Raw genomic sequence first — 20,553 nt, 5'->3', positions numbered from 1 at the left:
TGAAAGGAAATCGTTATGAATACAGGTACAGTCAAGTGGTTCAACGCCACCAAGGGTTTCGGCTTCATTCAGCCTGACAACGGCGGCGCCGATGTCTTCGTCCATATTTCTGCAGTTGAACGCGCAGGCATGCGCTCGCTCGCAGACGGACAGAAGATCAGCTACGAAATCGTGCAGGACCGCCGCTCGGGCAAGAGCTCGGCAGATAACCTGCAGGCTGCATAATTTGTCAGCGCCTCGCGCGACCACGGATGTACTGGCGCGCTGAGACGATGACGGAGGAAGGTCGGGAGCAGTCCCGGCCTTTTGTTTTTTCGCTTCATTCGGAGAATGGCATGGCAACCCGCCGCTATCAGCCGGGCGATAACATTGTCCTGAAGCCGGGGATATTCGCCGGTGGGCAGGCCTTTGGCGCCGGGCGCATCGTCTCCGTCCTGCCTGCCGCGCAGGGCCTCGTTCATTACCGTGTCAGGTTCCAGAACGAGAATTACGAGCGGAGCATCCGCCAGGACGATATCGACGTTCTGGCCTCGCCATCGTCGCTTCCCCCTGTGGAAACACAGGCCAGTGCGGAAGCCGCGACATCAAGCTGGATCAACGCGAATGCGATCCGGATCAGGAAATAACGGCCTTAAGGCCGATTAAGGAGACGTCTTGCAGGTACTCGTCCGCGATAACAACGTCGATCAGGCTCTTCGTGTGCTCAAGAAGAAGATGCAGCGCGAAGGCATCTTCCGCGAAATGAAGGCGCGCAGCGCCTATGAAAAGCCGTCGGAAAAGCGCGCCCGCGAGAAGGGCGAAGCCGTTCGCCGGGTCCGCAAGCTCGCCCGCAAGCAGGCGCAGCGCGAAGGCCTGCTGCCCGGCCCGAAGAAGAAAGTCGTGGCTCGCAGCCGCTGACATCAGTCAGCGTTCCGGCACTGGCGTTCCGCCGAAAGGGAGGAAGCATGAGCAAGACGAAAGACAATCTCTTCAAGCCCGAGAAGCTCTCGGCGCAGGCCAAGGCCGAACAGACAAACTCGATGGCCAAGGAAATCATGGCCAGCGAGCTCCTCGACCGGCAGAAGAAAACGGAACGGCTGCGGGCGCTGCGGCTGGCGCAGCCCGCTCCCGAAGAGCCGGCCAAGAAGACGCGCGGCGCCAAGAAGGCCTAGGTCTCAGCGTCCCAAATGGCGCTTACGCGCAATGATCAGGCGGCCGTCTCCGGCTGCCTGATGCGCGCCTCTATGGCGCGGACCGAATGGCCGCGCAGCTTCTCCAATGTCGTCATCGGGAAGGTGATCTCTGAAAGCGCCCGGATGAAGCTCGTCTCCTCGGGCTTCGAGAAGCGCACGAAGAGGCTGCCTTCCTGCGCGCGCACGCGGGCGCAGGTCAGGAAGATCTCGAACTTTCCAAGGCAGAGATAGAAGTGATCGGTCAGCAGCTCGATATTGCGCGCCTGCAGCACAGCTGCGGTCTCGCTGATGCTGACGATGCGCACCTGATGGGCGGCAAAGGACTTCACGCCTTTGACCGGGCAGAGCGCCCGGGCGACGAGATTGACCCTGGTAAAGACCGGCTCGGGATTATCCCCGGCGAAGGCCAGCCGCGACAGGTAATTGCGGTGAGTGCTGGAGCTCAACATGAAATGGCTGCTGAAAAGAAATTAACGAATTCTTAACCATGTAGCTCCCGTCCCCGAAAAAGGCAACGCGCAATGCGTGTGGCGCCTCGCAAAGATGTTGATGGCATTTGGTGTGACTGGCGCGCCTCGCAATCACGAAGTGAGTCGGGCAGAGATTCGCGCGGCCGGGGGACCGTCAGGGCATAGCCGGCGATGCCGGATCAATGCCTTCGGCCCTCATTCTGTTTCGATATGGCAAGCTTCCGGGCGGTTCATTGTGGACCGCAACCATCTGTTAACGCTGATGGGTCGCGGAAAATCGTTTTTGGCTGCGGCGCGCCATCCGCCCGTCCTAAAATCATCGCGTGCCCAACGGCCGACCGGACGCGTTTTCCTTAAGATGGTGCTTTATGTCTAATATTTCCGATGATTTGCCGCCGTTTGGCGAGGCTCCCGCCGATAGCGGAGCGGAGAAGAACGATCCCGTTACGGAGCGGTTGCGTCAACATGAGGCAAACCTGCTGTTCTCGGCGGTGCCGCCCGAGGTTCTCGCGGCTGTCGGTCCCGATCTCAGGAAGAAGGTCGACGATATCCCGGTTGAGATCGAGGTGGTGATCGGTCGCGCGCGCGTTTCCGTTGCCGAGCTGATGCGGGTCGATCCCGGCCACAGCTTCCGGCTCGACAGCCGCTTCGGCGGTCCGGTCGAACTGCTCGTCAACGGCCGGCTGATCGGCCACGGAGAGATCGTCGCCGATGCCGACGATAATGTCATCGGCGTGCGGATGATCCGCATCGCCGGCTGACTTTCATTTCGCATGGGGGCGAAGGAATGGGCCATGAGGCCTGCAATGCATGCCGGACGGGATAGCGGGGGCATCCGGCAAGAAGGAGGCTGCAAGGAGACATCATGACGATGAGAGCCTGCATTATGACTGAAAGCCATCTGAAGACGGTGCTGGAAATGCTGCGCGACAAGCCGGAGCTGTTTTCGGCGAAATCGCTGATCGAGGCGGCATTGGCGGAGGTGGAGACCGTAAGGCAGAACCAGGCTGCGGTGTTTCGCCGGGCCGGAAGCCGGAGGATGCGAATGGGGTGAGGCCGAAGACCGCCTGGCGGCGCGGGGCGCGCGATCGCGCTCCGCCATCTGTAAACCAGGCGTAAACCTTAGCCGAAGCGCAGCTCTGCCGATCTGCACCACCCCGGACCTTGGGCCGATGTGCGGCGTCCCGGCCGGCGCTAACCTCCGCTCGACTCGAACAAAGGTTCGACGCGATTCAGGAGGATCATCATGCGCATTCGAATTCTGGCATCCGTTGCCGCTCTTTCCCTGGCCGTGGCGGCGAGCTCTGCCGGCATGATCGGCTTCGACACCGTCGCCTTCGCCAAGGGCGGCGGCAATGGAGGTGGTAATGGTGGCGGCCATGGCGGCGGCAACGGTAACGGCGGCGGCAATGGCAATGGTGGAGGCAATAGCGGCAGCCACGGAAACAGCGGCTCGCACGGCGCGTCGTCGCAGAGCGGCTCGAAAGGCAAGTCGCAGGCGGCCAAGAGCAAGGGCGTGACCGACGACATCGACGCGACCGAGGATACGGACGTTGCCGGAGCCAAGCCGGCCATGGCCTCCCAGCTTGCCGGGCTGAACTCGCTGAAGCGCAGCTACAAGGCCTATCTGCACACGTCGGACCCGAAGATGAAGGCGATCGCCGCCTATGCCACGGCCTATGCGCAATATGAACTCGACAACGGCACATTCCCGGCCGCCGACGACCCCGAACTCGGCGACGCCGCCCTCGAAGCAGCGCTCGCCTCGGCAACCAAGACCGGCACGGTCACCCCTGCCGCGCTCGACAAGGCCAAGACGATCCTCGGCGTCGGAGAGGCCGACGGCAAGATCGACCAGATCCGGGGAACGCTGGAGAAGACCGAGGTGGTGACACCGACGGACCCGGCGGCGCCAGCCGATCCGGTGACGGATCCGGTGGTGGTGACGGATCCGGCAACGCCGGCAGAGCCGGTGGTAGAGCCGGTCGTGACGGCGCAGTAAGGTTCTTCAGGCGAGGGCGGCCTTCAGCTTCCGAGCAGAAGCGCCGCCAGCGCCACCTGCGAATTGACCCCGAGCTTGGAATAGATGCTGCGCAGGTGGGTGCGGACCGTTTCGTAATGCATCTGGCAGGCTGTCGCGACTTCGCGCGGGGTGTTACCGGAGGCGACGCTGAGCGCCACCTTTATCTCGGTGACCGTCAGCTTCGACGTTTCCATCAGGGCGCTGCGCCTGTCCTTCAGCGGCGCGGCGACCATCGGCTCGGCAATGATCGCGACGGTCGGTCCCTCCATGAACTCGGTGAAGGCGCTGGACTGAATCCGCACCATGGTCAGCCGGTAACTGCTGTCTGCGCCATCCGCCTGGACGATCGCCGTATAGGGCTCGCACCGCCCGTCGTTCCGAGACGCCAGGCGCTCGAAGGCGGCTGCTGATTTCTGGCAGCGGATATCGAGCCGCCCGCCGGTCGTCATGTGAAGCGGAAAACCGGCGGCAAGGATTTGAGCCGCCGTGTTGTTCGACCAGCGTAATCTCTTCTTGTCCGAGACATAGAACAGCCCGGCGCCGATACTGTCGAACAGGGTCTGCAGCGATTGATTGTCGGGGGCGAAAAGATCGCGCTTGCGGATGAAATCGAAGGCTCGTCGGAGATGGGGTGCGAGCACGGTGTAGCGCTCGGCCGCTTCCCTGTTGCGCTCGGGATCGGCCGATGACGTCGCAGTCGAGAGGATGAAGGTGCGGGCCTTCTCGCGAATGATCGAGACGCCGATGCTGGTTTCGCAACCGGCCTGCCGCTTGAGCCAGTCGTTGTAGAATTCGGTCCTCACCAGATTGTTGCGCGTGAAGATTTCGTCGCCGCACAGGCCGCGGCCGACCGGGACAAGCCCCATGCGCGGAATCCAGGGATTTACCGATGCGAAGTGGCTGCTGAACGTCTCGACCTCGCCCGCCGAGAAACCCGACATATAGGGCACATGGGCAACCGGGGAGGCGAGGTCGTGATAATGCAGCGCGGCCTTGCCATCCGGCGAGGTCTTGGCCACCGCATCGAGAAAATCCTGCCAGCCGCATTCGCCGAACAGGCTTGCATAAATCATGTCGATCAACTGAACGGACACGTCGGCGGACTGCTGCATTTCCCATCCCGGATTTGATCAAGAAAAGAACACGCCTCGGTTGTCGCAGATCGCAAGGCCGTTGAACAGTCCTCCTAAAGGCGATGCTGATATGTCCGCCCGGGCAGCCGGCGCGACAGCCGCAGGAGGCGGTTTCTCTATACTCCAGGTGGAGCATGCCGGGCGGGGGAAGGGGTTGTAAATCCTGAGACGGGCGGGGTTGACGGCCGGACATCGGATCCGGCTGCGGTTCCCGCCGACCATCGGGAAAGGGGACAACATGAAACTCAGATATCTGCTGACGGTTCTTCTGGCCGTCGGGCTGGCCAGCTGCCAGACAATCCTGAAGCAGGAGCCCGCAAAGGGCACGCTGGCGACCGGCAAGAAGGTGCTTGTCGACGACGGCACCTGCCCGGCCGGACAGGTGAAGCAGGTGACCGGCTCGACGCCCGGAAATCCGCGCATCAAGGAATGCGTGCCGATGCCGCAGGGCTGAGCGCGGCGAACTAAACGCGGGGAGGTCCGGCGGGCCGGATTTCCCCGCTGCGTCGAAGGGTCAGGCCTTGCCCAGATGCTTCGGCCAGAATGCCTGATGAACGGCGGCCGCTTCTTCCTCGATATGCGGGCCGATCACCGCGACAACACGCGCGCCGGTTTCCAGGATCGCCCGGCTTGGTACATTGAGGCCGATCCCGGCAATCTCGCCGAGCCGCGTTTCCGAGCAGGCGAAGACCATCCGGCCGATACCCGACCAGTAGATCGCGCCCGAACACATGGCGCAGGGTTCAGTGCTTGTATATAGCGTGCAATCGGCGAGCACCTCGGCGTCATAGTGCTGCGCTGCCAGCTTGATCAGGTTCAGCTCGGCATGATTGGTCATGTCGCGGCCGGTGAAGACGCTGTTCTCGGCCCTGAGGATGACCTTGCCATCCTTGACCAGCAACGAGCCGAACGGCTCGTCCCCATTTGCCATCGCGGATTTCGACAGCGCGATCGCCTCGCGCAAAAACGGCTCATGATCTTCCATCAGGCAGTCCCCCAAAGGCTGAAGCCGGCCGATCTTAGCGCGGATCGATGAATTCTCGAAACGCCGGTGTCTGTCTCACGCAACCTAAGCGCAACAGGCAGGCGCAAGCTAATCTCCGTACCAACTATGCCCCAAGTGGCGGATCTCCCGAAAACGGGTGCCGAGTCGATAGAGGCTGGCATCCGATCGTGCGGGCGGCGCCTTCGTAGAGTGCGTCAGGTTCAATTCGATAAAGCAGGGCTGGTTGAATGAAGATGGAATTTATGTCGTCCTATGAATACAGCCAGGACGAGAATGTGTGGCGCCGCCCGGGCAATAGCCGGCCTTTTTCCTATTCCGATGGCGATGAAATAGAGACGCGTCTTTATAATACCATCCGCAATGCGCGCGACCGTTCGATCTTCTCGGCGGAAATCCAGAATGCGGTGAGCGACTGGGCCTCGCTCTATCATCTGAGCTCCGAGCGCGCCAATCTGCTGCGCCCGATCATGAAACACATTCAGGGGCCGGTTCTGGAAATCGGAGCCGGTTGCGGCGCCGTCACACGATTCCTGGGCGAATCCGGCCTTGAGGTGGTCGCGCTCGAAGGCAGCCACCGCCGGGCCTCGATTGCCGCCGAGCGCTGCCGCGGTCTCGACAATGTCAGCGTCGTCGTCGATCCCTTCCAGGATTTTGCTTCCGACCGCAAATTCAAGACCGTGACGCTGATCGGCGTCCTGGAATATGCCCGCGTCTTCTTCTCGAAGGAGCAGGGGCGCGATCCCGTCGATCTCATGCTCGAACATGCGGCCCGCTATCTCGAGCCCGATGGCGTGCTGATCGTCGCCATCGAAAACCAGCTCGGCCTGAAATATTTCGCTGGTTTCCCGGAAGATCATCTCGGCGAGCCGATGCTCGGCATCGAAGATCGCTACATGTCGCGCGGCGTCGTCACCTTCGGCAAGGCGGAGCTCGGCAAGCGCATCGGCCGCGCTGGGTTCAAGCATCAGGAATGGTGGTATCCCTATCCGGATTACAAGCTGCCGGTTTCTGTTCTCAGGGACGATGCTTTCGTTGCCGATATGCCGGCGGATTTCTCCGGCCTCATCAGCGCGGCAGGCAAGGCCGACGCGCAGACGCCGGCGGTCAAGACATTCACGACGGATTTTGCCTGGAGCGCGGTGGTTCGCAACGGCCTGGCCGGCGAACTGGCGAACTCGTTCCTGGTCGTCTCCTCTGCCAGCGAAATCGCCGGGGATGGCGTCTTCGGCTATCACTACGGCCTGCCGCGGGCGCCGCAATACCGCACGGTCGTCGAGTTCGGCAAGGACGGCGAGGGCTATTATGGCGATCGCAAGAGGCTGCTGGCCGAGGGCGGGGCGCCTGCCGATGCCAGGTTCGCGGTCCAGCTGAAGCGCGAGCCGCTGATTGCCGGACGGCGGTGGAAGGACGAGCTGCAATATATCGTCGGGCGCAACAACTGGCCGCTGTCAGACCTCGAAAGCTGGACGCAGGTCTGGTGGGATGCCGTGAAGGAAGAGGCGGGCCTGGCGCGCAATGCGCGGCTGAATGCGAGCGCGCCGGTCTCCGGGGCCCTGCTGGATGCCACGCCCCGCAACATGATGTTCGATGGCGAGGCGATCCGCTTCGTCAATCTCGGATGGGTTGCGGGCGAGACGATCGAGCTCGGCTATCTGCTGTTCCGCGGCCTCTATGATGCCCTGTCGGCGCTGACTTTCTGCGAGAAGCCGCAGCCTGCGCTGAAGATGGATATCCGCCAGTTCCTGGCGATCGCCACGCGCGCCGCCGGAATGCCGCTGTCGGACGATAGCTGCGTCAGGTACCTCGCGCTCGAAGAAGCCTTCCAGGCGGAAACAACAGGACGGCGCGTCAAGCTGGATGCCGCCGCACTCCTCGGCAAGGTCATCCCGCCGCGGCAGAACGCCTACGATCTCCTCCGAAACGGCGGCAGCATCATTGAGGCGAAGGACCGGGAAATCGCAAGGTTGCTGGCGCTCGTCGACGCGCAGCGGGCAGTACCCCTCGGCGGCGTACAGATTGCGCAGCCCGGCAAATCGGCCAAGGTCGCCTATTCGATCGCGGTCGACAATCATCCGAAATTCGTGTTCCAGGCCTATTACTGCGCCAAGTCGCTCGTCGAGTTTGCCGGTGCCAAGCCTGCCGATATCCATGTGCAGTTCACGCCGAGCGTTTCGGATGACTTGGTGCTGATCTTCTCGGAAAAGGGATACCGCACGCATCGCCTCGAAGCCTTCGGCGACAAGAAATACTGCAACAAGATCTCGCAGCTCGATCCGTTCGGCCAGGAGGAGTTCGACTATCTCGTGCTGCTCGATGCGGACACGATGGCGCTCGGCGATCTCTCGGAGCTCGCGACCGGAACGGCGCTGAAGGCGAAGGTCGTCGATACGCCCAATCCGCCGATCCCGGTTCTGCTCGAAGTGGCCCGTGCCGCGCAGCTGCAGTCGGTCGGTCCGAAATTGCCGGCCGATAACGGCACGGACGAAACTTTCCGGGGCAATTGCAACGGCGGCGTCTATGTCATTCCGAAGCCGCTTCTTGCTACCGTGCGCACCGAGTGGCGCAAATGGGCGCTGTGGCTGCTTGCCAACCCGGAACCGCTGCAGCGCGCCGGCCGGTCGGAGAATGTCGATCAGGTGGCGATGTGGCTGACGATCACCGCCGGCAACCTTGCCTACGAGCCCCTGAGCTCGAACTACAATTACTACGGCCACGTTCCCGGCCACCACGGCTATGCCGAGCCCGGCAAGCCGATCAGGATCCTGCACTATCACGAGCACTGCGTGAACGATCAGGGGCTGCTCTCGCCGCGCTGCGACATGAACCCGATGGTGCATGACGCCTTCACCAAGGCGAACACGCTGATCCGCGCCGAGTTCCGCAACGACCTGTTCTGGAACCTTCGCTACAAGGTCAATCCGCAGCGCGGCTCCGGCGTCGGCTCGCGCGGCGAAAATCTGATCTACAAGCGCAAGCTCCTGATCGACAACGGCGTCGAACAGCTCGGCAGCGTTCTCGATATCGGCTCGGGCGATCTCGAGGTGGTCAAGGCGCTCGATATCAAGACCTATCTCGGTCTCGACCGCTCGCAGGAAGCGATCGACATCGCCAAGGCTTCAAAGCCGGAATGGGGCTTCCAGGTCTTCGACCTTAAGCGCCATGCCGACACCATCCCGCTGCACGACGTGGTGATTTGCATGGAAGTGCTGATCCACCAGGGTGACCCGGAGGTCTACCGCGCACTCGTCGAATTCGCCGCATCGCGCACCGCCAAGCGCCTGATCATCTCCGGCTACGAAGTCCGCCACGGCCACGTCGACAGCAACTACCTCGTCTTCTTCCACGAGCGCCTCTCGGAGACGCTGCGGAAGACCGGACGGTTCAGAACGATCGAGCTCGTCGGGAACCACACGGATGTGGCGGTGTTCAGGTGTGATGTTTGAGGTTTGGTGAGGGATGAGATGGAAGCGGCGCCGGGAGTAGGGCGCCGTTTTTGTATTGGGTTGGCGCGCGACGAGTCTTCGGCTTCAGCGACGGAAAACAGCAGAACAGGTCATCCTAAATTCAGTCCTCGTCGCTCAGTCTTCGATCTTTGAGGGGATCGGGTATCGCCGCTGCAAGCTCCTGCAGTTGTGAAAAGGAGCGCTGGCTAGCTTACACTAAAATTATTAGTTGCGGGCAAACTCGCGTTCACCTTGCAGAGCCAGGCTATTACGATAAGCTCCGTGATAGCTGGGGGGCATCATGGCAAAGCAACAGAATCCTGCAGTCGCTGTGAAGGCAGCGGAAAATGCGAACGATCCGGCAGAGGAAGCTCCCGCGTCGTCTGTTGATAAAGCGAAGCAGAGAGAGATCAAAGGCGGCGTCCCATATACGCCGTCTCCTGGGGTGTTTAAACGCGCCCTAGAAGGGATAATTGCCGCGGAACGTCCTGACAAATTTAGTCCAGACTTCATGGATACGATCCTCCACCTCACCGGCGGTGGTGCCAGAGCAGTACCGCCGATGTTGAAGAAGATGCAGTTTCTCAGTCCCGACGGCTCACCCACGACTTTGTATTCGAAATTTAAGACTGATGGGGGGCGGAGCCAAGCCGCTTACGAAGGACTGCGAAACGCATTTGGCGAATTGTTCAAGCGGAAGGAATTCGTACACCGCGCTGATGAGAATGCTGTCAAAGATGTCCTTGTCGAAATTACAGGACTAAAGAAAGCTGATGGCATCATCCGACTGATGTATGCGTCCTTCGAAGCCATTCGCGCATTCATTACGTCCGACATCACAAAAGATATAGATGCTGCCCGCGAGACTGACATCGGCAATGGTTCTGAGAAGATTTCTCTGGATCGGTCAATTGATGGAGTAAAGCTCGGGTTGTCGTATCAGATAAACATTGTTCTTCCGGAAACTGAGAACATTGCGGTTTTCAATGCGATATTCAAAAGTCTACGGGATAATCTCCTAAGATGAGCCAGGAAGATCACATAGAGCTGTTCATCCTTAAAAATGCGGTGATAACTCGCGATCTTCGGACCGCTTTTAGTAACAACAGGATCGGCAACACGAGGGGCGCACTTGAAGCTCAGGCCGATTCGTTGGTGGCCGATTACTTGAAGCAGGTGGATTTCGAAACACTTGTCGCGGCTGAGCGGATGAGCGAATTTTACAAGCTGTTTTACGCGCTCGAAAACGACATTAGAGAGTTGATCGAAGCGACGATGCTTGAGAGCAACGGAAGCGATTGGTGGAAAACGTGCGTTCCCCAAGTGGTCAGAGACAACGTTCAGAAGAACTACGATCGTGAGGCGGCTGAAGGACTGCCTCCTCGTTCTGACCGCTTGATTGACTACACGACGTTCGGAGAACTAGGCGAAATCGTGAAGGACAACTGGGAGGTCTTTTCAGGGATGTTCTCGAATGCTACGCGAAACAGGGTTCTTCGCGTTATCAACCGGTTGAACCTCGTCCGAGGGCCAATTGCCCATTGCAATTTTCTACCCGAAGAAGAGGCAATCCGGCTAAAGCTGGCTATCCGCGATTGGTACAAGCTAATGGAATAGATTTCCGCATTTATGCGGCGACACAGAACTGCAAAAAATGGCGCACCCGACAGGATTCGAACCTGTGACCTTTGGAATCGGAATCCAACACTCTATCCAGCTGAGCTACGGGTGCATGCCGTGGCGGTTTGAATCGCCTGTCCGATGTGGTGGTTCTTAGCCTAGCTTTCGGCGCTCTTCAATCGCCAAATGGCGAAATCGGCGGAATGGCTGGTGGTGTCACCGGAATTCGGATGAAAAGCCCGCCGTTGTCTGGGGCGGCGGGCTTTCCGTTGTCGTGATGCCTCAGACCTGCATGGCGCCGGGGCCGGGGATGGCTTTCGGCGGCACCTTGCCGAGGATGATCATGCCGAGCACTTCGTCCTTGGTGACGTCCTCGGTGCGGGCGTGGCCCACCACCTGGCCGTTCTTCATGACGGAGACGCGGTCGGCGAGGTCGAAGACGTCGTGGATGTCGTGGCTGATCAGGAAGATGCCGATGCCTTCCTTTTTCAGCTGCTTGATCAGCTCGCCGACCTGCGCCGTTTCCTGCGGGCCGAGGGCGGCCGTCGGCTCGTCCATGATCAGGATGCGGGCGTTGAACAGGATGGCGCGGGCGATCGCCACCGACTGGCGCTGACCGCCCGAAAGCGCTTTCACCGGCTCCTTGAAGCGGCGGAAGTTGGGGTTGAGGCGCCCCATCACCTCGCGGGCCGAGGCTTCCATGGCGACGTCATCCAGCGTGCCCCACTTGGTGCGGATTTCGCGGCCGAGATAGAGGTTTGCGGCGGCGTCGACATTATCGGCGACGGCGAGCGTCTGGTAGATCGTCTCGATGCCGTATTTCTTGGCATCGCGCGGATTACGGATGTCGACAGGTTCTCCGTTGATCAGAATCTCGCCGCTGTCGCGCTTGTAGGCGCCGGAGAGGATCTTGATCAGCGTCGACTTGCCGGCGCCGTTATGGCCGAGAAGGGCGACGACTTCACCGGGATAGAGGTCGACGGAGGCATTGTCGACCGCGTGAATACCGCCGAAGGAGATCGAGATATTCTTGAGTTCCACAAGGGGAGTGCGTTGTTCAGTCATGGATCGTACTCCTCTTACTTGGCACGCGAGCGATAGACCGTGTCGAGCCAGACGGCAACGACGAGGACGGCTCCGACCACAACGTTCTGGATGGGGGTATCCACATTGGCGAGGCCCATGCCCGACTGCAGCGACTGCATGACGAGCGCGCCGAGCATGGCGCCGGCGATCGTGCCGGTACCGCCTGCGAGCGACGTGCCGCCGATGACGGCTGCGGCGATCGTGTAGAGCTCGTAGGTCGTGCCCTGCGAGTTGGCGGCCGCGTTGAGGCGGGCGGTCGAGATCGCCGCGGCGACGGCTGCGAGGAAGCCCATCAGCGCGAAGATCTTGACGGTGACCCAGCGGGTCTTGATGCCGGCAAGCTCGGCCGCTTCGGGGTTGCCACCGATCGCGAAGACATAGCGGCCGAAGCGCAGGCGGGTGGCGATGAAGGTCATGACGATGCCGACGAGAACGGCGATCAGCACCGGTACGGCGATGCCGTAGGAGATGAACAGACCGGTCTCGGGCCAGGCGATGGCGTTGGCTTCGGCATATTTCTTGGCGATGGCGACCGGCCAGTAATAGATGGTCGAGACCCAGATGGCGCCGAGTACGAGGGCGCAGCCGAGCACGGCCAGGAAATATTCGGCCCAGAGCGGACGGCGCGGGAAGTTGAAGCGCTTGCGCTGGTGGCGCGAGCCGATGATGCCGAGAACGATCAGCACGCAGGCGACAAGCCCGATGATCCAGCTCCAGGTGGCGCCGACGGCGCCTTCGGCACCGCCGCCCATGATGCGGAAGGTGGTGTCGAGCGGCGCGACCGTCTGGCCCGAGGTGACGTACCAGGCAAGGCCGCGCCAGGCGAGGAAGCCGCCGAGCGTGACGATGAAGGAGGGCACGCCCATGAAGGCGATGATGACGCCCTGGAAGAGGCCGATCAGCGTGCCGGCGATGAGGCCGGCGGCAAGGGTGATCACCCAGGTCCAGGAATTGTCGAAGCCGAGATATTGCGGCAGGAATTTCGCCTGGACGACGCCCATGATCATGGCGACGAGGCCGAGCATCGAGCCGATCGACAGGTCGATGTTGCGGGTGACGATGACGAGCACCATGCCCGTCGCGAGAACCGCGATCTCGGTCGTCTGGACCGAGAGGTTCCAGAGGTTGCGGGGGGTGAGGAACAGCCCGCCGGTATAGAGGTGGAAGCCGATCCAGATGACCAGCAGCGCCGCGACCATGCCGAGCAGACGCGTGTCGATCTCGGTGGCGCGCAGGAAGCGCGTGAAAGCGTTAGCGTCAGCCGTGCGCGGGTTGCTGGATGACGATTGGGTGAGGTCTGCCATGGGTTTGCCGTTTCCCCCATTGTTTGGGCGCAGGCCGGATGCCCGAAAAATCCGGTTCGCTGCCCTGTTCTTCAAATCGATCATCGCGAGGCTTCCGAAATAGGCGTTCAAGGCACGGCGCTATTTTGGCAGGGAATGAAAAGCGTTCGCGGTGCTGGCGAGGCGGAGAGCCGTGTTCTTTTGCTCATCCGCATCCGGCGCCGCAGCGTGGCCGCTGCGGCGCCGGCATGTCGGTTGCCCGTCGAGGATTAGTCGCAGGCCTTGACGCTGCCGGCCTTGACGCCCTGGCAAGCTTCAGCCTTGGAGATCCAGCCGGCGTCGATGACGACGTTCAGGTTTTCCTTGGTGATGGCGAGCGGCTTCAGGAAGATCGACTGCATCTTCACCTTCTTCGGACCGCCGTCGAAGGTGGTGACACCGTCGACCTTGTCCATGGTGGTGCCGCCTGCGAGCTGCAGGGCGATTTCAGCAGCGCGCTTGCCGAGTTCACGCGAGTCCTTCCAGACGGAAACCGTCTGGGTGCCGAGCGCGATGCGGTTCAGAGCGGCCTTGTCGGCGTCCTGACCGGAAACCGGAACGGAGCCAGCCATGCCCTGTGCGTCGAGAGCAGCCACTGCGCCGCCAGCCGTACCGTCGTTGGAAGCAACGACTGCGTCGACCTTGTTGTTGTTGGCGGTCAGGAACTGTTCCATGTTGCGCTGCGCGTTCTGCGGCAGCCAGCCGTCGGTATAGGCTTCGCCGACATTCTTGATCTTGCCGGCGTCGATTGCAGCCTTCAGAACTTCCATCTGGCCCGAGAAGAGGAAGTCAGCATTCGGGTCGGAAGACGAGCCCTTGATGAAGACGTAGTTGCCTTCCGGCTTGACCTTGAAGACGCCCTCAGCCTGGAGGCGGCCGACTTCCTTGTTGTCGAAGGTGATGTAGAAGGCAGCCGGATTTTCGATCAGGCGGTCGTAACCGACGACCGGAATGCCTTCAGCAGCAGCCTTTTCGATGGCCGGGCCGATTGCGTCGGAGTCCTGAGCCAGAACGATGAGGGCGTTTGCGCCCTGCGAGATCAGCGATTCGACGTCGGTCAGCTGCTTGGCGGCCGAAGACTGCGCGTCAGCGGAGATATACTTCGCGCCAGCGGCTTCGAGTGCCTTCTTGATTGCAGCTTCGTCGGTCTTCCAACGCTCTTCCTGGAAGTTCGACCAGGACACGCCAACGACGAGGTCGGCGGCCATTGCAGCCGTCTGCATGGAAACGAGGATGGCGGCGCCCGCCATCAGCTTCATAATAGATTTCATAACTATCCTCCCAAGTGATGAGCGGCCAGCCCCAGCCAGTGGTTTCCTCCGGCCGCCGCGGATCGCTGTCCAGAAAACTAATTATTTTCTCGACAGTCGAGAAATTTAGTGTCAGAGATTTTTTCAACTGTCAACAGGCCACTACCGGCAGAATCGTCCGACACTCAGAAGTTGTTGGAGATGGCTTGTGAAACGAGGGCGGAAGCGGGGGAAGGGCGGCATTCATGCTGACCAAATCGAGCACAGAGTCTGTGCGGCAAAGGAATAGCGGGCTTGTTCTCGCGGCCCTTCGCCGCCACGGCGCGCTCGCGCATACCGAGATTTCCGATTACACGCAGCTCTCCTCCGCCACCGTCTCGGCGATCACCGCCGATCTCGAAAAATCCGAGATCATCGAGCGCTCCGAACAGCAGGCGGCGAGCGGGCGCGGGCGTCCGCGCGTGCTGTTCCGGCCGCGGCGCGACTGCGGCTATCTGATCGTCGTCATCATCTCCTCGGACGCCGTGCAATATTCGCTGGTCGATTATGCCGGCAAGCTGATCGACCGGTTCAGCGAGGGGCGCTCGCACGATCCGGCCGGGGCGCCCGCCTTTGCCGCCGCGGTCAAGGAGGGGCTGGAGCGCATCCTGCAGCGCTCGCGCATTTCGCAGGAGCGGGTGCTGCTGATCTCGATCAGCAGCAAGGGGCTCGTCAATGCCGCCGAACCCGTGCTGCTCTGGTCGCCGATCTTCGGCACGGACCGGATCGATTTCGAATCGCTGCTGCGGCCGGAATGGCAGGCGCGCGTCATTCTCGACAACGAAACGCTGCTGGTCGCCGCCGCACTCGGCGCCCATGAGGAGAATGTGAAGGGCGCCGATTTCCGCTCGCTGGCAGCGCTGTCGCTCGGCCACAGCATCGGGCTCGGCATCGTCCGGCGCGGGGCGAATGGCGGCCACGAGACCTCGGCGCCGAATTTCGGCCATATGCTGCACACGCCGAATGGCGGGCTTTGTCGATGCGGGACCAAGGGATGCATCGAGGCCTATGCGGGCTTCTATGCGATCCTCAGAACCGCTTTCGAAGTGCCGCTCGATACCATCCCTGCCAAATTCGTCCCCGTCAGCGAACTCGACAAGATCGCGGCCCGCGCCCGTCAGGGTCACCGCATGTCTGCCTTCGCCTTCCGCCAGGCGGGGCTGGCGCTCGGCAACGGGTTGTCGCGTATGCTGAGCATGACCGAACGCATGCCGGTGGCGATCACCGGTCCCGGCACGCGCTATTACGATCTGCTGCGGCAGGGGATCGAGGAGGGGCTCGGCCAATCGCATCTGGTGCGCCTGGAAGGCATGCCGGAACTGCGCGTCGTCGCCGACGAGCAGAACCTCGTCTTCGAGGGACACCTGAACCGGGCGCTGGCGCTGCTCGACGAGGATATTCTCGGTGGCGGCAGCCAGGTGGGGCTGGAGCGTTCGGCCTAAGCGCTGCCGCTGCCCGCAAGCCGGAGGAGCTGATCGCGTTCCCTGTCGACACCTTCCGTGAGACGCGCTGCGGCAACGAGCGGCAGCCATGCGAGTATCTCATCGGCGGAGTGGCCGCTCTGACCGGCATAGATTTCGAGATAGATGTGGGCCGCCTCCGGCATCGCATGCAGCATCAGAAGATAGCTGCGGCAGGCGTCGGCGAGCGGATCTCCGCAGCAGGCATCGAGCCAGTCGAGGATGATCGCGTGGTCTCCGGCGCCATGGATGTTCCAGGGATGGAAATCGCCATGACAGACGCGGTCCTGTTCTGAACGAGCCGCAAGCTGCCACAGCAGTGTTTCCCGCAGCGCGCTTCCAATCTCCGGTGCCTTCCGGATGTTCGCGGTCAGCCTGTCTTTCAGCGATGCTAGCCCGGTCCCCGGTACGGCGTGCAGGCGAAGTTGCAGCTGCACCATTTCCGCCAGGACCGGCTGAAGGCCCTCCGTCTTGATCCGGTTGCCAAAGGATGCGCCCGGTGCGCGGTCCATCACGATACCCCAGCGCCCGTCATGTCTACCGGCAGCGTAGACATGGGGCGCGGGCAGGCCGAGGCGTTCGACCACGGCGAGATTTGCGGCCTCGCGAAAGGCCGGCGTTTTTACGCCCGGCGATTTGTAGAGCTTCAGGGCATGATCACCATAGGCATGGACATCGGCTTCCTTGCCTGATCCCAATAAGGCGCCAATCTCGTTCATGTCCGGCTCCGGATCGTTCCTCTCCATTCAAGCATAGGCGCAAATGCGTCTTGCTGCTGCCGCGAATTGAATCGGGCGCCAGGGCGTAAAATCATCAATTGCTTATATTTTGTGCTGGCCCTGGCGATTGAAACTTTCGCGCTTCGTGCCATCCTTGCTTAAATGCCCAGTTTTTCGGCGCTTTTCGGCGTTGCAGACGATTTTACAAATCTTCCCTGCGAACTGTGCATGGTTCTTGCATTGCTATTTGCGTTGTATTCAAATGAACAAAAAAGGGGAGCCACACCTTTGGCATTTGATGAAATGATCACCGGGGGCGAGAGTCCGCGTCAGCCATATGAGAAATATTTCGAGTGGTACAATGCCCAGGACAGGGCGCATCTGATCGGAAAATCCCGCGACGCGGAAAACATCTTCCGGAAAACCGGCATCACCTTTGCGGTTTACGGACATGCGGACTCCTCCGAAAAGCTCATCCCCTTCGACATCATCCCGCGCATCATCTCCGGCCGTGAGTGGCGCAAGCTCGCGCAGGGCATCGAGCAGCGCGTCATCGCGCTGAATGCCTTTCTCGACGATATCTACCACAAGCAGGAGATCATCCGCGCCGGTCGCATTCCGCGCGAGCTGATCGAGAACAACGTCGCCTTCCTCTCGGAGATGATCGGCTTCCGGCCGCCGGGCGGTGTCTATACCCATATCGTCGGCACCGACATCGTGCGCACCGGCGAAGACCAGTTCTACGTGCTCGAGGACAATGCCCGCACCCCTTCCGGCGTCTCCTACATGCTGGAGAACCGGGAGACGATGATGCAGATGTTCCCGGAGCTGTTCCACGAGAACAAGGTGCAGCGCGTCGAGGACTATCCCTATCTGCTGCGCCAGTCGCTGGCTTCGCTTGCGCCTCCCGGCTGCAAGGGCAAGCCGCGCGTCGCCGTCCTGACGCCCGGCATCTACAACTCCGCCTATTACGAGCATTCGTTCCTGGCCGATACGATGGGCGTCGAGCTCGTCGAAGGCTCGGATCTGCGCGTCATCGACGGCAAGGTGAAGATGCGCACCACCCGCGGCTATGAGGCGATCGACGTTCTCTACCGCCGCGTCGACGACGATTTCCTCGATCCGCTGACCTTCCGCCCGGATTCGGCGCTCGGCATACCGGGGATCATGGACGTCTACCGCTCGGGCAATATCACCATCGCCAATGCGCCGGGCACGGGCATCTGCGACGACAAGGCGATCTATTCCTACATGCCCGAGATCGTCGAGTTCTATACCGGCCGCAAGTCGATCCTCGAGAACGTGCCGACCTGGCGCTGTTCGGAACCGTCGAGCCTGAAATACGTGCTCGAGCATATCGAGGAGCTCGTCATCAAGGAGGTTCACGGCTCCGGCGGCTACGGCATGCTGGTGGGACCGACCGCATCCAAGAAGGAGCGGGCGGATTTCGCCGAGAAGCTGAGGGCGCGGCCGAACAATTACATCGCTCAGCCAACGCTGTCGCTTTCGACCGTGCCGATCCTCGTCAACAAGGGGATTGCGCCGCGCCATGTCGACCTGCGCCCCTATGTGCTGGTTTCCGACAAGGTACAGATCATTCCGGGCGGGCTGACCCGCGTGGCGCTGAAGCAGGGCTCGCTGGTGGTCAATTCCAGCCAGGGCGGCGGCACCAAAGACACCTGGGTATTGGAGGACTGATGCTCGGAAGAACTGCGAACGGACTCTACTGGATGTTCCGTTATATCGAGCGCGCCGAAAACATCGCGCGTCTCGTCGATGCCGGCCTGCGCATGTCGCTGACACGCAGCGGGACGGGGGACGACAACTGGGACGGCGTGCTGCAGAGCGCCGGCGTGCGCGAGGCCTATGACGAGGGTCACGCAAAGCTGACGAGCGCCGATGCGATCGACTATCTGCTGCGCGATCTCTCCAACCCGTCGAGCGTCATGTCCTGCATCGACAATGGCCGCAACAATGCCCGCATGGTGCGAACGGCGCTGACGCGCGAGACCTGGGAAGCGACCAACGAGTGCTGGATCGAGCTGAAGGCGCTGCTTTCGAAGCGGCTGAAGGCGGCGGAGCTGCCCGAGGTCATCGACGTCATCAAGCGGCGGGCGGGGCTGATCCGTGGCGCCTTCCACGGCTCGATGCTGCGCAACGAGCTCTACAACTTCGCCCGCATCGGCACCTTCATCGAGCGGGCCGACAATACGGCGCGTATTCTCGACGTGAAATATTACGTGCTGCTGCCATCGGTCTCGCAGGTGGGATCGTCGGTCGACAACGTGCAATGGGAATCGATCCTGCGCTCGGTATCGGCGCACCGTTCCTACAGCTGGGCCTATGACGACGAGTACCGGGCAGCGAATATCGCCGACTTCCTGATCCTCAACGGCCAGATGCCGCGCTCGCTTGCCTATTGCTACGAGAAGATCGTCAGCAATCTCGGCTATATCTCGCGCAGCTATGGCGGCGAGCGGCTTTCGGCGCATGACACGGCGGATGCGATCAGGGCATCGCTGCATGCGCGGGCGATCAAGGACGTGATCGATCAGGGGCTGCACGAATTCCTCGAAGAGTTCGTCAACCGCAACAACACGCTCAGCGTGGAGATCACCAACGGCTACCGGTTCTACGTATAAGCGGCGGATGAAAAGATGAGATTGAAGATCAGCCACATCACCGAATACCGCTATGACGAGCCGGCGCAGTTTTCGCTGCAGCGCCTGCGCCTGACGCCGCCGAGCGGCTTCGGCCAGGTGGTCGCCAACTGGTCGCTGCATGTCGAGGGTGCCACGCCCGAGGTCGAGTATGACGACCAGTTCGGTAATCACGTCAACCTCGTCTCGCTGGAAGGCGAGCAGCAGGTGACGCGCATCGTCGCCGAAGGCGAGGTCGAGACCGAGGACCGCAATGGCGTCACCGGCCCGCATACCGGCTTCTGCCCGCTCTGGCTCTTCCTGCGCGACACGCCGCGCACCAAGCCCGGCAAGCTGATCAAGGAGCTCATCAAGACCGTCAGCGGCGACAACGATCTCGCCCGCATGCACGCGCTGATGGCGGCGATCCACGAGACCGTCGATTACAAGCCGGGTACCAGCGATACGGAAACCACCGCCGAGCAGGCGATGGAGAAGAAGAGTGGGGTCTGCCAGGACCACGCCCATATCTTCGTCTCTGCTGCCCGCGCCCTGCAGATCCCGGCGCGCTATGTCTCCGGCTACCTGATGATGGAAGAGAAGGTCGACCAGGCGGCAACCCATGCCTGGGGCGAGGCGCATATACCCGGCCTCGGCTGGGTCGGCTTCGACCCCGCCAACAAGATCTGCCCCGATGCCCGCTACGTCCGCACCGCCTCCGGTCTCTGCTACCGCGACGCCGCACCGGTCTCGGGAATGCGCATCGGCACGCCGGGCGAGAAGCTTTCGGTGGTGGTGAAGGTGGAAGATCAGGGGCAGGCACAGAGCCAAAGCCAGAGCTGATGTCACACGGATAGCGATCAAAATATATTAATCGCAATATAGTCTAATGTAATATCGCGCACCTGTGCTACAATCAACCTAGGAATGCAGTGGGCAACTGACCATGGGGAGAGTATCCATGTCAGCAATGCAGGCCTTTGCCGATCAATATTCTGAAAATCCGCAGAAGATCTGTGCGGGTGCTTTGCGCGCCTGTGCCATGCCTGTCCGGGTCTTTGACCGAAGTTGTCGGCCCGATAACATCGCGGATAGCGGCGGGACTGACCGGCCGCGCTAATCACAGTGCCAACATGCGATAATTCAACGGCTTGATCTTGCCGTTCCTGAA

The 20,553-nt window shown here is 61.3% G+C and carries 22 protein-coding genes and 1 tRNA gene; 15 read left to right on the top strand and 8 right to left on the bottom strand.

The window, feature by feature from the left end; genetic code table 11:
- Positions 1-15: 15 nt before the first annotated feature.
- The 4 genes from ABIE40_RS14105 (at position 16) to ABIE40_RS14090 (ending at position 1,151) form a co-directional block, all read left to right on the top strand.
- On the top strand, positions 16-225 hold the full coding sequence (locus ABIE40_RS14105; RefSeq protein WP_112719073.1) for a cold-shock protein: 210 nt from the start codon (positions 16-18) through the stop codon (positions 223-225).
- Positions 226-335: 110 nt separating this feature from the next.
- Complete coding sequence (locus ABIE40_RS14100) at positions 336-626, top strand: cold-shock protein (protein WP_112719074.1); 291 nt, start codon at positions 336-338, stop codon at positions 624-626.
- A 28-nt stretch (positions 627-654) separates the two neighbouring features.
- Positions 655-897 carry a 30S ribosomal protein S21 gene (rpsU, locus tag ABIE40_RS14095; RefSeq protein ID WP_112719075.1) on the top strand — a complete coding sequence of 81 codons (243 nt, stop codon included), beginning with the start codon at positions 655-657 and terminating at the stop codon, positions 895-897.
- Positions 898-944: 47 nt separating this feature from the next.
- A complete protein-coding gene (locus ABIE40_RS14090) occupies positions 945-1,151 on the top strand; it encodes a hypothetical protein (RefSeq protein ID WP_112719076.1) in 207 nt (68 codons plus the stop codon).
- A 35-nt stretch (positions 1,152-1,186) separates the two neighbouring features.
- Here the strand turns inward: ABIE40_RS14090 and ABIE40_RS14085 are convergent, their stop codons facing one another.
- Positions 1,187-1,621 (bottom strand): hypothetical protein, encoded by a 435-nt coding sequence (locus tag ABIE40_RS14085; protein WP_112719077.1) that lies wholly within the window; start codon positions 1,619-1,621, stop codon positions 1,187-1,189.
- Between the two features lie 389 nt (positions 1,622-2,010).
- Here ABIE40_RS14085 and ABIE40_RS14080 point away from each other — a divergent pair, with 389 nt between their 5' ends.
- The 3 genes from ABIE40_RS14080 (at position 2,011) to ABIE40_RS14070 (ending at position 3,644) form a co-directional block, all read left to right on the top strand.
- Positions 2,011-2,403, top strand: a complete 393-nt coding sequence (locus tag ABIE40_RS14080; RefSeq protein ID WP_199627480.1) for a FliM/FliN family flagellar motor switch protein — start codon at positions 2,011-2,013, stop codon at positions 2,401-2,403.
- A 104-nt stretch (positions 2,404-2,507) separates the two neighbouring features.
- On the top strand, positions 2,508-2,696 hold the full coding sequence (locus ABIE40_RS14075; protein ID WP_112719079.1) for a hypothetical protein: 189 nt from the start codon (positions 2,508-2,510) through the stop codon (positions 2,694-2,696).
- Positions 2,697-2,888: 192 nt separating this feature from the next.
- On the top strand, positions 2,889-3,644 hold the full coding sequence (locus tag ABIE40_RS14070; RefSeq protein WP_354541031.1) for a hypothetical protein: 756 nt from the start codon (positions 2,889-2,891) through the stop codon (positions 3,642-3,644).
- A 23-nt stretch (positions 3,645-3,667) separates the two neighbouring features.
- Here the strand turns inward: ABIE40_RS14070 and ABIE40_RS14065 are convergent, their stop codons facing one another.
- Positions 3,668-4,777: a helix-turn-helix transcriptional regulator gene (locus ABIE40_RS14065; protein ID WP_199627473.1), complete on the bottom strand. Its 1,110-nt coding sequence runs from the start codon at positions 4,775-4,777 to the stop codon at positions 3,668-3,670.
- Positions 4,778-5,036: 259 nt separating this feature from the next.
- On the opposite strand from ABIE40_RS14065, the gene ABIE40_RS14060 reads away from it, so the two are divergent.
- Entirely contained in the window at positions 5,037-5,252 is a 216-nt protein-coding gene (locus tag ABIE40_RS14060) for a DUF6719 family protein (protein WP_112719081.1), read from the top strand.
- Between the two features lie 60 nt (positions 5,253-5,312).
- Here ABIE40_RS14060 and ABIE40_RS14055 read toward each other — a convergent pair whose 3' ends face one another.
- Positions 5,313-5,783: a nucleoside deaminase gene (locus ABIE40_RS14055; protein ID WP_199627471.1), complete on the bottom strand. Its 471-nt coding sequence runs from the start codon at positions 5,781-5,783 to the stop codon at positions 5,313-5,315.
- Positions 5,784-6,031: 248 nt separating this feature from the next.
- On the opposite strand from ABIE40_RS14055, the gene ABIE40_RS14050 reads away from it, so the two are divergent.
- From ABIE40_RS14050 to ABIE40_RS14040, 3 genes are all read left to right on the top strand, one after another.
- A complete protein-coding gene (locus tag ABIE40_RS14050; protein ID WP_199627463.1) occupies positions 6,032-9,247 on the top strand; it encodes a methyltransferase in 3,216 nt (1,071 codons plus the stop codon).
- Positions 9,248-9,548: 301 nt separating this feature from the next.
- Positions 9,549-10,274, top strand: coding sequence for a DUF5343 domain-containing protein (locus ABIE40_RS14045; RefSeq protein WP_199627461.1), 726 nt, complete (start codon positions 9,549-9,551; stop codon positions 10,272-10,274).
- A complete protein-coding gene (locus tag ABIE40_RS14040; protein WP_199627459.1) occupies positions 10,271-10,864 on the top strand; it encodes a Swt1 family HEPN domain-containing protein in 594 nt (197 codons plus the stop codon). Before ABIE40_RS14045 ends, ABIE40_RS14040 begins: the two co-directional genes overlap by 4 nt.
- A 38-nt stretch (positions 10,865-10,902) precedes the next feature.
- Here the strand turns inward: ABIE40_RS14040 and ABIE40_RS14035 are convergent.
- The 4 genes from ABIE40_RS14035 to xylF all read right to left on the bottom strand — a co-directional run bounded on the left by ABIE40_RS14035 (position 10,903) and on the right by xylF (position 14,546).
- Positions 10,903-10,979 (bottom strand) — tRNA-Arg (locus ABIE40_RS14035).
- Positions 10,980-11,149: 170 nt separating this feature from the next.
- A complete protein-coding gene (locus ABIE40_RS14030) occupies positions 11,150-11,932 on the bottom strand; it encodes an ATP-binding cassette domain-containing protein (protein WP_112719503.1) in 783 nt (260 codons plus the stop codon).
- Between the two features lie 14 nt (positions 11,933-11,946).
- Entirely contained in the window at positions 11,947-13,257 is a 1,311-nt protein-coding gene (locus tag ABIE40_RS14025) for a sugar ABC transporter permease (RefSeq protein ID WP_112719502.1), read from the bottom strand.
- A gap of 248 nt (positions 13,258-13,505) precedes the next feature.
- On the bottom strand, positions 13,506-14,546 hold the full coding sequence (gene xylF, locus ABIE40_RS14020) for a D-xylose ABC transporter substrate-binding protein (protein ID WP_112719501.1): 1,041 nt from the start codon (positions 14,544-14,546) through the stop codon (positions 13,506-13,508).
- Between the two features lie 224 nt (positions 14,547-14,770).
- Between xylF and ABIE40_RS14015 the strand changes: the two genes are divergently transcribed.
- Positions 14,771-16,006 carry an ROK family transcriptional regulator gene (locus ABIE40_RS14015; protein ID WP_112719500.1) on the top strand — a complete coding sequence of 412 codons (1,236 nt, stop codon included), beginning with the start codon at positions 14,771-14,773 and terminating at the stop codon, positions 16,004-16,006.
- Here ABIE40_RS14015 and ABIE40_RS14010 read toward each other — a convergent pair.
- Positions 16,003-16,743, bottom strand: coding sequence for a phosphotransferase family protein (locus tag ABIE40_RS14010; protein ID WP_199627457.1), 741 nt, complete (start codon positions 16,741-16,743; stop codon positions 16,003-16,005). The two genes, ABIE40_RS14015 and ABIE40_RS14010, sit on opposite strands and share 4 nt — an antisense overlap.
- Before the next feature lie 288 nt (positions 16,744-17,031).
- Between ABIE40_RS14010 and ABIE40_RS14005 the strand changes: the two genes are divergently transcribed.
- Genes ABIE40_RS14005 through ABIE40_RS13995 form a run of 3 tightly spaced genes read left to right on the top strand, consistent with a single transcriptional unit; the run spans position 17,032 to position 20,225 of the window.
- Positions 17,032-18,441 carry a circularly permuted type 2 ATP-grasp protein gene (locus ABIE40_RS14005; protein ID WP_199627449.1) on the top strand — a complete coding sequence of 470 codons (1,410 nt, stop codon included), beginning with the start codon at positions 17,032-17,034 and terminating at the stop codon, positions 18,439-18,441.
- Complete coding sequence (locus ABIE40_RS14000; protein ID WP_112719498.1) at positions 18,441-19,385, top strand: alpha-E domain-containing protein; 945 nt, start codon at positions 18,441-18,443, stop codon at positions 19,383-19,385. Before ABIE40_RS14005 ends, ABIE40_RS14000 begins: the two co-directional genes overlap by 1 nt.
- 15 nt (positions 19,386-19,400) lie before the next feature.
- Entirely contained in the window at positions 19,401-20,225 is an 825-nt protein-coding gene (locus tag ABIE40_RS13995) for a transglutaminase family protein (RefSeq protein ID WP_130277702.1), read from the top strand.
- Positions 20,226-20,553 lie beyond the last annotated feature (328 nt).

The organism is Rhizobium sp. OAE497 (genome assembly GCF_040546565.1).
In the GTDB taxonomy this organism is placed as follows: domain Bacteria; phylum Pseudomonadota; class Alphaproteobacteria; order Rhizobiales; family Rhizobiaceae; genus Rhizobium.
This window is presented reverse-complemented; position numbering and strand designations above follow the sequence as displayed.

Excerpts from the sequence above, each read along its gene's own strand:
- xylF (WP_112719501.1), bottom strand. The coding sequence starts at position 14,546 with ATGAAATCTATTATGAAGCTGATGGCGGGCGCCGCCATCCTCGTTTCC.
- ABIE40_RS14075 (WP_112719079.1), top strand. The coding sequence starts at position 2,508 with ATGACGATGAGAGCCTGCATTATGACTGAAAGCCATCTGAAGACGGTG.
- ABIE40_RS14015 (WP_112719500.1), top strand. The coding sequence starts at position 14,771 with ATGCTGACCAAATCGAGCACAGAGTCTGTGCGGCAAAGGAATAGCGGG.
- ABIE40_RS14085 (WP_112719077.1), bottom strand. The coding sequence starts at position 1,621 with ATGTTGAGCTCCAGCACTCACCGCAATTACCTGTCGCGGCTGGCCTTC.
- ABIE40_RS14080 (WP_199627480.1), top strand. The coding sequence starts at position 2,011 with ATGTCTAATATTTCCGATGATTTGCCGCCGTTTGGCGAGGCTCCCGCC.
- ABIE40_RS14025 (WP_112719502.1), bottom strand. The coding sequence starts at position 13,257 with ATGGCAGACCTCACCCAATCGTCATCCAGCAACCCGCGCACGGCTGAC.
- ABIE40_RS14040 (WP_199627459.1), top strand. The coding sequence starts at position 10,271 with ATGAGCCAGGAAGATCACATAGAGCTGTTCATCCTTAAAAATGCGGTG.
- ABIE40_RS14055 (WP_199627471.1), bottom strand. The coding sequence starts at position 5,783 with ATGGAAGATCATGAGCCGTTTTTGCGCGAGGCGATCGCGCTGTCGAAA.
- ABIE40_RS14050 (WP_199627463.1), top strand. The coding sequence starts at position 6,032 with ATGAAGATGGAATTTATGTCGTCCTATGAATACAGCCAGGACGAGAAT.
- ABIE40_RS14070 (WP_354541031.1), top strand. The coding sequence starts at position 2,889 with ATGCGCATTCGAATTCTGGCATCCGTTGCCGCTCTTTCCCTGGCCGTG.
- ABIE40_RS14045 (WP_199627461.1), top strand. The coding sequence starts at position 9,549 with ATGGCAAAGCAACAGAATCCTGCAGTCGCTGTGAAGGCAGCGGAAAAT.
- ABIE40_RS14060 (WP_112719081.1), top strand. The coding sequence starts at position 5,037 with ATGAAACTCAGATATCTGCTGACGGTTCTTCTGGCCGTCGGGCTGGCC.
- ABIE40_RS14030 (WP_112719503.1), bottom strand. The coding sequence starts at position 11,932 with ATGACTGAACAACGCACTCCCCTTGTGGAACTCAAGAATATCTCGATC.
- ABIE40_RS14105 (WP_112719073.1), top strand. The coding sequence starts at position 16 with ATGAATACAGGTACAGTCAAGTGGTTCAACGCCACCAAGGGTTTCGGC.
- ABIE40_RS14010 (WP_199627457.1), bottom strand. The coding sequence starts at position 16,743 with ATGAACGAGATTGGCGCCTTATTGGGATCAGGCAAGGAAGCCGATGTC.
- ABIE40_RS14090 (WP_112719076.1), top strand. The coding sequence starts at position 945 with ATGAGCAAGACGAAAGACAATCTCTTCAAGCCCGAGAAGCTCTCGGCG.
- ABIE40_RS14100 (WP_112719074.1), top strand. The coding sequence starts at position 336 with ATGGCAACCCGCCGCTATCAGCCGGGCGATAACATTGTCCTGAAGCCG.
- ABIE40_RS14065 (WP_199627473.1), bottom strand. The coding sequence starts at position 4,777 with ATGCAGCAGTCCGCCGACGTGTCCGTTCAGTTGATCGACATGATTTAT.
- ABIE40_RS13995 (WP_130277702.1), top strand. The coding sequence starts at position 19,401 with ATGAGATTGAAGATCAGCCACATCACCGAATACCGCTATGACGAGCCG.
- ABIE40_RS14000 (WP_112719498.1), top strand. The coding sequence starts at position 18,441 with ATGCTCGGAAGAACTGCGAACGGACTCTACTGGATGTTCCGTTATATC.